Consider the following 15,328-nt stretch of genomic DNA (forward strand, 5'->3'; position numbering starts at 1 on the left):
GATAAATCGTACTTTTGTATTTTTATTCTCTCTGTTGCATTAAGTGCAAACCATTGATTCTAAAGCTATTGATAAATAGTCACCTGTGTAAGATACTTGTTCAGATATTTATGTCCATTTTTTGTAAATAAAGGGAAGCTTATGCTCAGAAAAACCCTCGTTAGTATTGCTGTGTCAGGTGCGCTATATGTGTCCAGCAGTTACGGATTGGAACTGGGTGAGTTAACCTCTCAATCAAATTTGGATGAGCCTTACCGAGGAAGAATAGAACTTTCCGATGTTGGGGCTTTAACTGATAACGACATTTTGATCCGTTTGGGTAGCGAAAGTGAGTTTCGCCAGGCTGGATTCGCACCAACAAGGGTGCTATCGCAGCTCAAATTTAATGTGACTCGCGAAAATGGTGAACTTGTTGTCGCCGTTACCTCTGACCAACCTTTGCGAGTGGATCAGTTGCATTTTATTTTAGCCGCTCGCTGGCCCAGTGGTCAGGTGGTTCGTGAATACCAAACGCCATTGAACCAATCCGCGCTTGTTGAAAAGTCTCAAAAAGAGGTGGTTCAATCTACGCCTGTTTCTGCCCCGCAAACTTCTGCAAATAATTCTGTATTCCGTCAAGCGGCCTCCACTGCAGAAACTATGACCCCAAAGGGGCAGTTGAATGTAGTAAAAGGCAATACGCTTTGGTCTATCGCTGGGCAAAATAATCCTACTAATCAGTTGACCATCTATCAGACGATGATGGCAATTCAGGCGTTGAACAAAGACGCTTTTTATTCAGATAACATCAATCTTTTAAAAGAAGGCGTAATCTTGCGTCTGCCTACACAAGAGCAGATCGCTCTGTTTAACAAATCCATTTCAAAAGAAGAATTCCAGCGTCAACATGACGCATGGATGGCATTGAAAGGCACTCAAGGAAACGCTTCAGTTGAGCAGGCTCAGTTAAACACACAAGCAAAAGCTAAGTCTGCCGCTACGTCGCCTTCTGCGGGTGGTGACAAACTCACCTTGGCGTCAGGGCAAAGTTTGTTGCCTGAGGAAATGGCCAGCTCTAATGTCGGTGAAGATTCCAATGCGGCCATGAATGCATTGCAAAGTGAGCTGTCTGCTTCAAAGGAATTGTTAGATAAGGAGCAGCGTGAGAAAAGTGAGTTGTCTAATCAGCTAGGTGACTTGAATAAGCAACTAGAAACACTAGAACAGCTTATAACGCTGAAAGATAAGCAAATGGCCGAGTTGCAACAGCAATTTGCCAGTGCGCAACAGGCACTTCAAGAGCAAAAAAATACGGTTGACCAGTTATTAGAGGCGGATCAAATTCGTCGTGAAAAAGAACAGGCAGAAGCTGATTCACTGGTTAATAAAATTTTTGGTAATCCGATAGTCGTGGCGATTGGTGCGGTTGTTCTATTGCTGATGGGGCTGCTGATTGGTTTGGTTATGCGACGTTCAGGGAAAAAACAGGAGGATCAAGAGTCATTAAAAAAGGATGAATTTGATCTTTCTCCAGCCGCAGTAGCTGCACCTGTCGCTGTTGCCGCAGCGGCAACAGAATTCGCTTCAGCGGAAGAGCCTAGCCCTAAAGAAGAGCTTCAAGAAGAGGACCCATTCGCATTTGATTTTGACACGCCGGATGCGGACGAGGATTTAAGTGACTTTGGTTCGTTCGGTGAGGAAGAGACACCTGCTGCTCTGTCAGAGCCAGATCTTGTTGATGATATGGATCTTTCTGATGGCCTGGATGACGAATTTGAAAGCGCTTTGGAAGCGGATTCTGATGATGTTGATGATATGTTCGCTTCTTTTGAGGAGGATTCAGCTCTGTCAGAACCCTCAGATGATGCGGATGAGTTTGATGAATTAGAAGCGTTTGTTGAAGATGATGACATTCCAACTGTCTCGCCAGAAGCCGAAGAGTCTGATGTTGATACTATTGCTGAGACAGAAAGTGAAGAGCTAAGTGAAGCTGAAAGCGAGGAAGCGTCTTTTGTTTCCAGTTTGTTGAATGACGTTGAGCAAGATGATGCAGACGAGTCTGCTATTTTTAGTGGTTCGCCTAGCGATACATTAGCCAACTCTATTGAGGAGTCATTGGCAGAAGCTCAACAAGAAGAGGAGTTTGATGTTCCTGCTTTTGGTGAGGCTGAAGCGGCTGAAGATGAAGAAATTAGTGATGACGAAGAAGAGTTTGACTTCTTTGATGCAAGTGGTGACGAAGCGGCAACGAAGCTTGATCTTGCACGAGCCTATATGGATATGGGGGATGAAGAAGGTGCAAGAGTCATTCTTGAAGATGTTATTGAATCTGGTAATGAGCAGCAGATTGCTGAAGCTCAAAATATGATGGAGCGAATGTTCCCAAGTGACTAAAAAAGTAGTTCTGGTGGTTGAGTATAACGGCTCTGAATATAAGGGCTGGCAGGCACAAAAGTTTGGTGTTCCAAGTGTTCAAGAAAATCTAGAAAAAGCGTTGGCTGTGATCGCAAATCACCCTGTAAAGGTGGTTTGCGCAGGTCGAACTGACTCTGGTGTTCACGCAAGTGCGCAAGTCGTTCATTTTGAAACAGAGGTAGAACGTAAAGAGCGCGCGTGGACAATAGGGGTTAATACTTACCTTCCTACAGATATAACCGTAGTGGCTGCGCGTTATGTTGCTGATGATTTTCATGCTCGTTTTAGTGCATTGAGTCGTCGTTATCGATATGTGATTTATTCCTCCGATTTTTGCCCCGCAATATTATCAAAAGGGGTAACATGGACCTATAAAACGTTAAATGTACAGGCCATGAAAAAGGCAGCGTCAGTCTTTTTAGGGACGCATGATTTTTCGTCTTTTCGGGCCATTGGATGTCAAGCGAATACGCCAATCCGAACCATTCTGCATTTTGATGTTCAGCAACTCGGGCAATACATTGTCTTAGATGTTAGGGCAAACGCGTTTTTGCACCATATGATCCGTAACTTCGCTGGTGTGTTGATGGCAATTGGGGCAGGCGAAAAACCGGTTTCGTGGGCTAAGCAAACCTTGGATGCGAAGGATCGAACGAAGGGGGGGATTACTGCCCCGCCAACGGGTTTGTATTTTGTGGATGCCCAATATCCAGAAGAATTTAATGTGCCTGTTCGTCCGTTGGGGCCTCACTTTTTACCTTTTGTTGAAGAGCCAAAGTATGAATTGCAAGGTTAAAATTTGTGGCATAACAAACATGGATGATGCGCTGATGGCGTGTGGTCATGGGGCGGATGCGTTGGGTTTTGTTTTTTATGAAAAAAGTCCACGCTATATTGCACCCGAAAAAGCCAACGCTATCGTCGCTCAATTGCCCCCGTTTGTAACACCCGTGGCGTTATTTGTTGATGCTGAAGCGTTCCTAATCGATTCGGTGATTGCGGGAAGTTCTCGTTGGGTCATTCAATTTCATGGAGATGAGTCTGAGCAAGAGTGTCTTTCCTACCAGCGGCCCTATATTAAAGCCTTGAGGGTGCGGGATGGGGATGATGTTGCCTTTCTTTTTACCCAATACCCAAGTGCCAGTGCAATGTTGTTGGATGCCTTTAAAGAAGGTGTGCCTGGCGGAACAGGTGAAGTGTTTAATTGGTCGTTAATACCTGATGAATTGTCCAAACCTATTGTGTTGGCAGGTGGGTTAACGCCCAATAATGTGAATCAAGCGATAGCGCAAGTTTCTCCTTATGCGGTGGATGTAAGTGGGGGAGTTGAGTTGTCTAAAGGCCTTAAGAGCGAATCTAAGGTGAAAGAGTTTATACGTGGAGCAAAACGTGGATAAAAATATTGATTTCGATTTACCTGACTCCCATGGGCGATTTGGCCAATACGGCGGCATTTTTGTTTCAGAAACATTGATGTCTGCCTTAGAAGACTTGGCAGAGATGTACGAGCGTTTATCCAAAGACAGTGCTTTTCAGGCCGCTTTTGATCATGACTTGGCGCATTATGTTGGTCGCCCATCTCCGCTTTATTTTGCTGAGCGTCTTACTGAAAAAGCGGGTGGAGCAAAAATTTATTTGAAGCGTGAGGATCTGAATCACACTGGCGCTCATAAAATAAACAATACAATTGGCCAGGCGCTTCTCGCGAAGCACATGGGCAAGCCTAATATCATTGCTGAAACGGGTGCCGGACAGCACGGTGTTGCTTCGGCAACCGTGGCGGCTCGATTGGGTTTAAAATGTAAGGTATTCATGGGGGCGGAAGACATTCGTCGTCAATCATTGAATGTCTATCGAATGAAATTATTGGGTGCAGAAGTGATTCCTGTTGAGTCTGGTACCAAGACGTTAAAAGATGCACTTAATGAGGCAATGCGTTATTGGGTTGGTAATGTCGATGATACTTTTTATATCATTGGTACGGCCGCAGGTCCTCACCCTTATCCAAAACTCGTTCGAGACTTTCAGGCGGTAATTGGTCGTGAAACCAAAGCGCAATGTTTAGAGCAAGAAGGTCGTTTGCCTGATGCTGTCGTGGCGTGTGTGGGTGGTGGCTCTAATGCCATCGGAATGTTTCACCCATTTATAAAAGACGAAAGCGTTGCTATGTATGGTGTTGAAGCAGGGGGCGATGGTATTGAAACGGGTCGACACGCAGCGCCTCTTAGTGCGGGGCGTCCAGGTGTGCTGCATGGTAACCGTACATATGTAATGGCAGATGATGATGGTCAAATTATTGGCACGCATTCCATTTCAGCCGGTCTTGATTATCCGGGTGTTGGTCCTGAACATGCGTGGCTTAAAGACGTTGGTCGCGCGCATTATGTTGCGATTAATGATGATGAAGCAATGGATGGTTTTAGAGACCTGACCCGCTTGGAAGGAATTATGCCCGCGCTTGAGTCAAGTCATGCAGTTGCTTACGGCATGAAGCTGGCTGCGACAATGGATAAAGATAAGATTGTCGTGATCAATCTTTCTGGTCGAGGTGATAAAGATATCCTTACCGTTGCAGAATTGGATGGAATAGAAGTATGAGTCGCATTAAACAATGTTTTGAAAATTTAGAAAAGTCTGGTAAAAAGGCGCTCATTCCGTATATTACCGCGGGCGACCCAAGTCCAGACTTTACCGTGACGATGATGAATTCTTTGGTTAATGCTGGCGCTGATGTGATTGAAATCGGCATGCCTTTCTCTGATCCGATGGCCGATGGTCCAGTGATACAGTTGGCGTGCGAACGTAGCTTGGCGGCGGGTACTAATATCAAAAAAGTACTGCAAATTATTACGGAATTTAGGCAGACAAATACGCAAACCCCTGTGGTCTTGATGGGATATTTGAACCCTATTGAGTTTTTTGGTTATCAAGCGTTTGCAAATGCCGCAAAAAATGCCGGCGTGGATGGTGTTTTATTAGTAGATCTGACTCCAGAAGAGGCGACAGATGTAGTAGAATGCTTCCGAGAAAATGAGATTGATCTTATTTATTTGCTGTCACCGACGACAACCCCTGAACGTGCTAAGAAAATTTGTGACTTGGCGACAGGGTATGTGTATTACGTTTCTGTTAAAGGTGTGACCGGATCGGCCGAGTTAGATGTTAATAGTGTAAAAAATCACGTTGATTCATTGCGTGCGATTACTTCTTTACCAATTGGCGTAGGTTTTGGTATCCGTGATGCAAAAACGGCGGCAGCCGTAAGCAAATGCGCGGATGGTGTGATTGTGGGCAGTGTTTTAGTAAACGCTATCGCTGAAAATAAAGATCGTCAAAAAGAATATATAGCTGACGCTTTAGAGGCCATTTTATTACCAATGCGTAATGAAATGGACGCTTAAGCGGCAGCAAACGAGAAATATGGAGAAATAAATGAGCAGCTGGTTAGATAAATTTGTCCCTTCAATTGTGCGCAGCGAATCAAAGCGCGCTGCATCGGGTTCTGTTCCTGAAGGGCTTTGGAAAAAATGTCCAAAATGTGAAAACGTTTTATATCGTCCAGAGTTAGAGAAGAATCTAGATGTGTGCCCTAAATGCAATCATCATCTTCGTGTTAGTGCTCGTCGTCGTTTATACATCTTCTTAGACAAAGAAGGCCGTCATGAAATTGGTGCTCATCTTGAGCCAGAAGATAAATTGAAGTTTAAAGACTCAAAACGTTATAAAGACCGAATTGCAGACGCGCAGAAAGCAACTGGTGAAAAAGACGCATTAGTCGCTATGCAAGGTGTCTTGAATGGCATGCCAGTGGTTGCTGTGGCGTTTGAATTTAGCTTCTTGGGTGGCTCGATGGGAGCGATTGTTGGCGAACGTTTTATTCAAGCCGTTAATGTGTGTTTAGAAAAGCGTATTCCATTGATTTGTTTTTCTGCCAGTGGTGGTGCGCGTATGCAAGAAGCATTGATTTCATTGATGCAGATGGCGAAGACAAGTGCTGGACTTGAGCGTATGAAGCAAGAAGGTATTCCATACATTTCGGTTATGACTGACCCTGTGTTTGGTGGTGTATCGGCTTCCTTGGCAATGTTGGGAGATTTGAACGTTGCCGAGCCAAACGCGTTGATCGGTTTTGCTGGCCCTCGTGTTATTGAGCAAACAGTGCGTGAAAAATTACCTGAAGGCTTTCAGCGCAGTGAGTTCTTGCTAGACAAAGGCGCGCTAGACATGATTATTAAGCGCGAAGAAATGCGTGATCGCCTATTTAATATTTTGTCTTTGCTTACCCATAAGGTTGCGTAATTAGATGACGCATACGTCATTAGCGAGCTGGCTTTCGTATATCGAAAGTCAGCACCCCTCTGAAATAGAGTTAGGTCTAGAAAGAGGGAATACTGTATTAGCTCGACTGAATCTATCTAGGCCTAAACATAAGGTTATTACGGTTGCCGGTACCAATGGTAAAGGCTCCACATGTGCCATGTTGACCCAATATCTGTGTGCTCAGGGCTATTCTGTCGGCACCTATACTTCCCCACATTTTCTGCATTTCAATGAGCGTATTGCTCTCAATGATTCGCCTTGTGACGACGATATGTTGTGTCGTGCTTTTGATGCTATAGAAACGGCACGTGAAGGCATTGCGTTAACCTATTTCGAATTCAGTACGTTGGCAGCTTTGTGGATATTTGATCAATCGAAACTGGATTACTGGGTTCTGGAAGTGGGGTTGGGCGGTCGTTTGGATTCGGTCAATATGGTCGATACGGATGTGGCTGTAGTGACTTCAATCGCATTGGATCACATGGATTGGCTCGGTGATAATTTAGACGTTATTGCACGGGAAAAAACAGGCATTGCAAGAAAAGACAAACTACTGATTAGCGGCGTCGTGAATCCACCCTCTACTATTGCCAGTACTGCTCAGGAAATTGGGGCTATATTACGACAAAAAAGCGAAGATTTTCATTTTAGTCGTAATGGCGGTGTTTGGTCATGGTTGGGTGAGGATGTTCAATATGACAATTTGCCTGTGCCGGCGTTGCCATTGCAAAACGCTGCAACTGTCGTTGCTGTTTTAGTTTATATGGGGTTCACGCCAACACAGGCCGATTTGTCTACGTTATTTGCAAGCGCACAGTTGACGGGGCGCTTTCAGCAGGTGGCTTCTTCGCCAGATGTGTATATTGATGTTGCTCATAATCCTGAGGCGGCTGTGGAGTTGTCTTTACGCCTAAGTGAATTGCCAACCAAACCCATCGCCGTGTGCGGTATGTTGAAAGACAAAGACATAGATGCTGTCATGGATCATCTCTCGGGTAGTTTTTCACGTTGGTTTTGTTGTGACTTACCGGGCCCAAGAGGCGCCAAAGCCAGTGAATTGATAAAATCTATTTCTCAACAGTCCCATAAATCGTCATTGGAAGAATATTCGTTTCAGTCTGTTCGTGAAGCGTTCGCGGCAGCGCTTGCTCAGGCGAGAGTAGAACACTGTCCGGTGATTGTGTTTGGGTCCTTTGTAACTGTCTCGGAGTATTTGGCGCTTAGCCAATTGAAAGAGTGATTTATGATAGATAGAGCCGTAACGTATAGGCTGATTGGCGCGGGGATTATGGTCTTATCTTCAGCCATTGTATTGCCACTGATTTTGGATGGTGAACGGCCGGCTGAGCTGGACATGCAAGTCCAAGTCACTGCGCCTCCGGCTTTTCCAGTGATTGAAATTTCTCCCGTACAGCCTGCGGATAGTGTATCCAATGAGCCCGTTGCCGAGATTGAGGGCAGTGAAGACGACATTCGTTTGATTCCACTGCCTAAACCGTCACAAGATGTGAAGATCATTAGCAAGCCGGAGCCCGCTGCTAAGGCGGAGCCCAAGACGCCATCAGAAAAGCTTGCACCGACTGTCGTTGCAGATCGCTGGACTCTTCAAATAGCTACTTTCAAAAGTAAAGACAACGCGAAGCGTCTGGTCGAAAAACTTAAAAACGCCAATTACGATGCTTACAGTTTAACCACTAACTCACTCTATAAAGTGTATGTGGGACCGGAACTGAAACGAGAAGTGTCGGATAAAATGCGTGATGACATCAAAAAGGAATTTAGGTTGAACGGTATTGTTGTGAAATATTCGGTGAATTAGTTCATTGATGTGTGGCGCAGTATTTGGAAAAAGTTAGGCATCTGTTAAACTCCGCAGCGATTTTTAGAGGTACTCATGGAGCAGGTAAGTTCAATGTCAACGGTTGACTGGTTAATTATTGCAGTAGTGGTTCTTTCGACTCTTTTGAGTTTAAAGAGAGGGTTTGTAAAAGAAGTTTTATCGTTACTTACTTGGGTAATCGCTTTTGTGGTTTCGGTAAAGTTTTCAGATCAGATGCAGTCTCTGTTAATGGATCAAGTACAGAACGACCAGATTCGTTATATCGTTTCTTTTGTGTCTCTTTTCATCGCTTCGTTAGTGGTGGGGGCGCTGGTAAGTTTTCTACTGGGGTCGCTTATTCAAGTGACGGGCTTGTCGAGTACAGACAGAGTATTAGGGATGTTATTTGGTTTTGCTCGCGGAGGCTTAGTTGTTGTGGCTTTTGTTTCTTTGTTGAGCTTAAGTCCAGCGGTTGAACAAACTGAATTTTGGAAAACGTCACAATTGATTCCTCAATTAGGGCAATTGAATGATTGGACGCGTGATATGTTAGGCAAGAGCTCGGATCTTATGGATTCGACTCTCATAGATCGCGCCCTAGGTAATTAGTTGCTTATATAGCAACCAAAAATAGATTTAAAAATTTGCGACGTTTGTCGCAATTCCCCAACACGAGGATCTAGAACATGTGTGGTATCGTTGGTGTCGTAGGCACGTCGGTGGTTAACCAAGCAATTTTTGATGCGTTAACGCTTCTTCAGCATCGTGGGCAAGATGCTGCAGGTATGGTGACTAGCCATAATGGACGGTTATGTTTACGTAAAGACAATGGTCCGGTGAGTGAGGTGTTTCGTACTCGCCATATGAAAAAACTACACGGTAACATTGGAATAGGGCATGTTCGTTACCCAACAGCAGGTACGTCCAGTTCTGCAGAAGCTCAACCTTTCTATGTTAACTCTCCATACGGTATTTCGCTTGCTCACAATGGTAATTTAACCAATACCGCTAAGTTGAAGCAGGAAGTATTTGAATCTGATTTGCGTCATATTAATACCACGTCGGATTCAGAAGTTTTGGTTAACGTGTTAGCTCACGAACTTCACGAAGAAGGTAAGTTGGTTCCGACACCGGAAGATATTTTTAATGCGCTTGAGCGTGTGTATAAACGTATCGAAGGGGGTTACGCGGTGGTTACCCTGATCACTGGTTATGGTATTTTGGCCTTCCGTGATCCTGATGGTATTCGTCCTTTGATTTACGGTTCTCGTCAAACAGATTCTGGCGTTGAGTACATGGTGGCGTCTGAGAGCGTGGCATTGGATGCGGCAGGCTTTAAAATCGAGCGTGACATCCAGCCTGGTGAGGCAATCTTTTTTGACCTAAACCATAACGTCCATGTTCGTCAGTGCACGCCGAAAAAAGTGGCGCGCCCTTGTTTATTTGAATATGTGTACTTTGCTCGTCCAGATACCGTGATTGACAGTATTTCTGTGTACAAAGCGCGTATCAATATGGGTGATCGTCTTGCTGAGAAAATTCAGCGCGAATGGAAAGATCATGACATTGATGTGGTGATTCCTATTCCTGACACGAGTCGAACGGCAGCTTTGCAAATAGCGCAAGCTCTGAATATTCCTTTCCGTGAAGGCTTGGTCAAAAACCGTTATATCGGTCGCACCTTTATCATGCCGGGCCAGGCTATTCGTAAGAAGTCTGTTCGTCAGAAATTGAACCCTGTGCCTTTCGAGTTCAAAGATAAAACGGTATTGCTTGTTGATGACTCCATTGTTCGTGGAACCACGAGTAAAGAAATCATCGAAATGGCAAGAGAGGCCGGTGCGAAGAAAGTATACATTGCATCAGCGGCGCCAGAAGTTCGATACCCAAATGTTTACGGTATTGATATGCCTGCGGCAAAAGAGTTGATTGCGCATAATCGAAATGTGGATGAAATTTGTGAGTTAATCGGCGCAGACAAATTAATATTTCAAGATTTACAGGATCTGATCGAAGCGTGTATTGATGAGAAACACTCTGATGTTCGTGAATTCGATACGTCTGTGTTTGATGCAAAATACATTGCAGGTAATATTGATGAAGCCTACTTGGCTGGCATTGAAGGCGCGCGCAATGATATGAATAAAGCGTCAGTTGAAGACATGCAAAGCAGCGATATGATGCACCCAATGTAATATTGGAAACTTGCAGTGACGGATTACACTAAGCCAGGTCACACCTGGCTTAGTTGTTTTTAGGGTAGATTTTAGTAACGGGCTTGGAGTGAAGAAATGTCTGATTATAAAGACGCGACGAATGCGATTCGTGCAGGTATTCGACAAACACAAGAACAAGAAAACAGTGAAGCTATTTTTATGACCTCAAGCTTTGCCTATGGCAGTGCTGAAGAGGCGGCCGGAAAATTTTCCGGTGAAGAAGACGGTAACGTGTATTCGCGTTTTACCAACCCGACTGTTGAATTATTTGAAAAACGCCTAGCGACTTTAGAAAAAGGCGAAGCGGCTATCGCAACAAGTTCCGGAATGGCGGCTTTGATGACGCTGGCGTACAGCTTACTAAGCGCGGGTGATCGTGTTGTTTGTTCTCGTAATATCTTTGGATCAACCGTGAAATTCTTTAACACCTATACTACGAAGTTTGGTGTTGAGGTGGTGTATGTCGATGCCACCGACTATGCGGCGTGGGAAGAAGCCATTAATGATAAAACTCGCCTTTGTTATTTCGAAACACCGTCTAACCCATTGTATGAAGTGGTTGATGTGGCCCGAGTGGCGGAATTGGCGCATGCCAAAGAGGCGTTGTTGTGTGTGGATACCGTGCTAGCAACCCCCGCTTTGCAAAACCCACTAACGCAAGGTGCAGACATTGTAATGCAATCTGCGACCAAATTTATTGATGGTCAAGGGCGTTGTTTGGGTGGTGCTTTGATAGCGAGCCAAGATATTGTGAATGTGTTTACCGCCTTTATGCGTAGTGCCGGTCCATGCATGAGCCCATTTAACGCTTGGGTATTGCTAAATGGCCTTGAGACATTGTCGCTAAGAATGACCGCGCACTCAGCAAATGCACTTAAGTTGGCTGAGTTTTTAGAGGCACACCCTAAAGTATTGAAAGTGAATTACGGCGGATTGCCAAGTCATAAGTACCATGAGCTTGCTAAGCGTCAGCAAAAAGACTTCGGTGGTCTATTGTCGTTTGAAGTGGAAGGTGGGCGTCAGGCTGCTTGGTCAGTAATCAATGCCGCTAAGTTAATGTCGATTACAGGGAACCTCGGAGATACGAAAACCTTGGTGACGCATCCTGCAACAACGACACACGGACGCTTAACCGATGAAGAAAAAGCCAAAGCGGGTATTACTGAAGGGCTTATTCGTGTGTCAGTTGGTTTAGAAGACATTGAAGACATTATTGCTGATGTTGACAGTGCATTGGCTCAGTTGCCTTAAATTATCGTTCATTGCTAACTGTCATAGAGACTAAAAAGCAGACTTAGAATGCACTAAGTCTGCTTTTTTTTGTCTGCTTTTTTTGCGTAAAAGTTGATAAGAAAGGAAGACAACTAGGGTTGCTCTCCTTTGGTGTCTACTGTGCTTTCAGGTGGTTCGTCCTGAGCTTGGGCTTCGAATGCTTGCGACTCAATAGCTTGAGATTCCAGCGCTTGCAATTGTTTTCGCTCTTTTCGTCGATAACCCAATACTAACAAACACGGGGTTAGGATTAGAGTTAATGGCGTAGCGAAGGTTAATCCGCCAGCAATGGCGGTAGACAGTTGAGTCCACCATTGTGCTGACGGAGCACCAATACTAAATGACTGGTGTACAAGGTCGATGTTTAGCTGAAAAACCATAGGAACCAACCCCAAGATGGTCGTAATAGTGGTCAGCATTACCGGCCTTAAGCGTTGAACACCAGTTCTAATGGCGGCTTCACGGACTAACATGCCTTGTTTTCGAAGGCCGTTGAATGTGTCTATCAAGACAATATTGTTGTTGACGACTATCCCTGCTAGGGCGATTACACCAACCCCACTCATGACGACCCCAAAGGGTTGTCCCTTGGCCATTAGGCCAATTAATACGCCCATGGTAGAGAAAATCACCGCACTTAGGATCAATAAGCATTGGAAGAAATTATTAAACTGGGTAACCAAAATAATGGCCATAATGAAGAACGCCACGCCAAATGCCTTCATTAAGAACATCATCGATTTTTGTTGTTCTTCCGTATTGCCTCGGAATTCATAACTCACCGATTTGTCCATACCAGACGCATCCAGTTTTGCCTTAATCGTCTTGATGACTTCATCTACCACTAGTCCGTCTTTTACGTCTGCATCAATTTTGATGGTTTTTTTGCCATCTGTTCGATTAATAACGCCTTGCTTCGGTGCGGCATAACGATGAATAAAGTTACTCGCTGGAATGCTGCCTTGGTTAGTGGGGATTTGCAGTTGATCTAATTGATCCAAGTTACGCTGGTTAACGGGATAACGTAAGACGATATCAATCTTATCGTCTGCACCTTCAGGTAGAAAATCACTCAATGTGATGCCTGTGGTAACCAGTTTGATTACATTACCAAGGCTGTTCACATCGACACCATAGCGGCTCGCTTCTGCGCGATTGATATCAATTCGCCATTCGATACCCGCCAAAGAGCGGTCATCGCTTACGGTAACGATTTCGTCTCTTTGCAGTAGCTGTTTGGTGATTTCATCGGCAGCCTGATTTAGGGCGGCTGAATAATTTGAACTCAATTGCAACTGTATGTCGGCACCCGATTGTGGGCCGCCTTGTTCTTTTTCAGCGCTGACTTCGATACCTGTAATTTGTTTGGTTCGCTCACGAATTCTATCCAAAATGACACTGGCCGACTCGCGTTTGTACCAATCGATAAACTCCATACTGATGGAGCCAATGCTGTCTGGTGCCGCGTTGTTGCTTGGTGTTGCATAAGATGTAGAGACAACGCTTTTTAGCTCTCTTGTGCCAATAACTTGTTGTTCGACCAGTTGCACTAAAGCGTCTTTCTCTTCAAGGGATAGGTCGCCACGGGCGCGGATATCCAAATTAGCGGATTCGGGTTCAATATTCGGGAAAAATTCCACGCCTTTGCCGAATTTACCATAGCTAATGAAAATGCTGATCAACAGGGTAATGGTAAACAGCAAAACCCAAACAGGTCGTTCGACCAAGCGAGTCAGTAATCTCCCGTACATACCTGTTGGGCCAGTTAATTCGCGAAGGTCACCCGTTTCAGTAATGCGCAAGGCGTGCATGGTTTTGTCGCTGTACGCGCCTTTTTTACCAATAATGGAGCCGATCGTAGGCAACACGATCAGCGCCATAACTAAGGAAGAAGACAGGGTGGCAATGATGGTGATGGGCATGAATTGCATGAATTCGCCCACGATGTCAGGCCAAAATAGCAATGGCATGAAAACAGCGAGGGTGGTGGCTGTTGAAGCCGTTATTGGCCATGCCATACGTTTTGCCGCTTCACTGTAGGCTTGTCGTTTAGACGCGCCTTCCGCTAACTTTCTGTCGGCGTATTCGGTTACGACAATGGCACCATCGACGAGCATGCCCACGCTGAGTATCAGTGCAAATAGCACCACCATGTTGATGGTGTAGCCTTGTAGGTCAAGGATCAGGATGCCAGAAAGGAACGCGCCAGGAATTGCCAATCCCACCAAGATGGCACTGCGAACCCCAAGCGCCCAAACAATAACGATCATAACCAATAAGGTAGCCGCTAAGACGTTGTTAAATAGGTCGTTGAGAGATGTTTCAATATCAATGGATTTGTCGCCAGTGAGATTGTATTCGACACCATTCGGCCATTGTTCGCTTTCGCTCTTAACAACGGCTTTGATGGCTTCAATGGTTTCGATGATGTTTACACCGACGCGTTTTGAGACCGCGAGTGTAATGCTGCGTTTGCCTTCTACACGGGCGTAACTGCTAGGGTCTTCAAAGGTTAACTCTCCCGTTGCAATGTCTCCCAGCAAAACGACTTGGTCGCCATCGGCTTTGATGGGTAGGTTTAGGATGTCTTCTTTGGTTTTCAGTAGACCGGGAACTTTTAGTGAGAATCGACCTGCGCCAGTATCTAAGTTGCCTGCGGCAACAAGGCGGTTATTTCCTGATACAAAGTTGGCAACGTCATTTAAAGAAAGGTTATAAGACTCAAGTTGTTCGGGACGAATAATGATTTGGGCTTGTTGGTCTCTGTCACCACTTATTTTAGCTTCTAATACACCGTCGATGGCTTCAATGGAGTCTTGTAGATTCTTGGCGGTTCTGCTGAGTGTACCAAAATCAACATTGCCGGATAAATTGACACGAATGACAGGGAAGGTCGATAAATTGATTTCTGTTACCGTCGGTTCGTCGGCGTCGTCAGGCAATTCACTTTTGGCGCGGTCGACTTTGTCTTTGGTGTCGCTGATTGCTTGGTCAATATCCACGCCAGATTCAAACTCTAGCATGATGGACGCATGACCTTCGGAAGCGGTTGACTTGAGTTCTTTTAATCCCTCAAGGCCTTTGAGTTCTTTTTCTAACGGGTGAGCCAATAAGCTGTCTGCGTCTTCCGGTGAAATGCCTTCTAAGGATACGGACACATAAGCCATGGGAATGGTAATGTCCGGATCGCTTTCTTTGGCTATTTCGATATAAGAAACCGTTCCCATAATCAGTATGAGAACAAAAAACATCATGACAGTTCGAGAGCGCGCTAAGGCTGCCTCAATTAACGTTTGCATAGTGGGCC

The 15,328-nt window shown here is 45.1% G+C and carries 12 protein-coding genes; 11 read left to right on the plus strand and 1 reads right to left on the minus strand.

The window, feature by feature from the left end; translation table 11 throughout:
• The first annotated feature begins 141 nt into the window (after positions 1–141).
• The 11 genes from AABA11_RS07120 (at position 142) to AABA11_RS07170 (ending at position 12,000) form a co-directional block, all read left to right on the plus strand.
• Positions 142–2,373, plus strand: a complete 2,232-nt coding sequence (locus AABA11_RS07120) for a motility hub landmark protein FimV (RefSeq protein WP_338266587.1) — start codon at positions 142–144, stop codon at positions 2,371–2,373.
• Positions 2,366–3,190, plus strand: coding sequence for a tRNA pseudouridine(38-40) synthase TruA (truA, locus tag AABA11_RS07125; RefSeq protein ID WP_338266589.1), 825 nt, complete (start codon positions 2,366–2,368; stop codon positions 3,188–3,190). The genes AABA11_RS07120 and truA overlap by 8 nt, the downstream gene beginning before the upstream one ends.
• Positions 3,174–3,791 (plus strand): phosphoribosylanthranilate isomerase, encoded by a 618-nt coding sequence (locus tag AABA11_RS07130; RefSeq protein ID WP_338266591.1) that lies wholly within the window; start codon positions 3,174–3,176, stop codon positions 3,789–3,791. The genes truA and AABA11_RS07130 overlap by 17 nt, the downstream gene beginning before the upstream one ends.
• Entirely contained in the window at positions 3,784–4,992 is a 1,209-nt protein-coding gene (gene trpB / locus AABA11_RS07135; protein ID WP_265727726.1) for a tryptophan synthase subunit beta, read from the plus strand. Before AABA11_RS07130 ends, trpB begins: the two co-directional genes overlap by 8 nt.
• The gene (gene trpA, locus AABA11_RS07140; protein WP_265727727.1) at positions 4,989–5,795 is read left to right on the plus strand and encodes a tryptophan synthase subunit alpha; all 807 of its coding nucleotides are present in this window, start codon (positions 4,989–4,991) and stop codon (positions 5,793–5,795) included. Before trpB ends, trpA begins: the two co-directional genes overlap by 4 nt.
• 31 nt (positions 5,796–5,826) lie before the next feature.
• The gene (gene accD / locus AABA11_RS07145; protein WP_338266595.1) at positions 5,827–6,693 is read left to right on the plus strand and encodes an acetyl-CoA carboxylase, carboxyltransferase subunit beta; all 867 of its coding nucleotides are present in this window, start codon (positions 5,827–5,829) and stop codon (positions 6,691–6,693) included.
• Between the two features lie 4 nt (positions 6,694–6,697).
• Positions 6,698–7,954, plus strand: coding sequence for a bifunctional tetrahydrofolate synthase/dihydrofolate synthase (folC, locus tag AABA11_RS07150; RefSeq protein ID WP_338266599.1), 1,257 nt, complete (start codon positions 6,698–6,700; stop codon positions 7,952–7,954).
• A 3-nt stretch (positions 7,955–7,957) separates the two neighbouring features.
• Positions 7,958–8,533, plus strand: coding sequence for an SPOR domain-containing protein (locus tag AABA11_RS07155; protein WP_338266602.1), 576 nt, complete (start codon positions 7,958–7,960; stop codon positions 8,531–8,533).
• Positions 8,534–8,626: 93 nt separating this feature from the next.
• On the plus strand, positions 8,627–9,142 hold the full coding sequence (locus AABA11_RS07160) for a CvpA family protein (protein ID WP_265727731.1): 516 nt from the start codon (positions 8,627–8,629) through the stop codon (positions 9,140–9,142).
• Positions 9,143–9,219: 77 nt separating this feature from the next.
• The gene (gene purF, locus AABA11_RS07165; RefSeq protein WP_265727732.1) at positions 9,220–10,728 is read left to right on the plus strand and encodes an amidophosphoribosyltransferase; all 1,509 of its coding nucleotides are present in this window, start codon (positions 9,220–9,222) and stop codon (positions 10,726–10,728) included.
• Between the two features lie 96 nt (positions 10,729–10,824).
• The gene (locus AABA11_RS07170; protein ID WP_338266607.1) at positions 10,825–12,000 is read left to right on the plus strand and encodes an O-succinylhomoserine sulfhydrylase; all 1,176 of its coding nucleotides are present in this window, start codon (positions 10,825–10,827) and stop codon (positions 11,998–12,000) included.
• Between the two features lie 113 nt (positions 12,001–12,113).
• Here the strand turns inward: AABA11_RS07170 and AABA11_RS07175 are convergent, their stop codons facing one another.
• The gene (locus tag AABA11_RS07175) at positions 12,114–15,320 is read right to left on the minus strand and encodes an efflux RND transporter permease subunit (protein ID WP_338266610.1); all 3,207 of its coding nucleotides are present in this window, start codon (positions 15,318–15,320) and stop codon (positions 12,114–12,116) included.
• Positions 15,321–15,328 lie beyond the last annotated feature (8 nt).

The sequence above is a fragment of the Marinomonas pontica genome (genome assembly GCF_036322735.1).
Classification (GTDB): Bacteria; Pseudomonadota; Gammaproteobacteria; order Pseudomonadales; family Marinomonadaceae; genus Marinomonas; species Marinomonas pontica.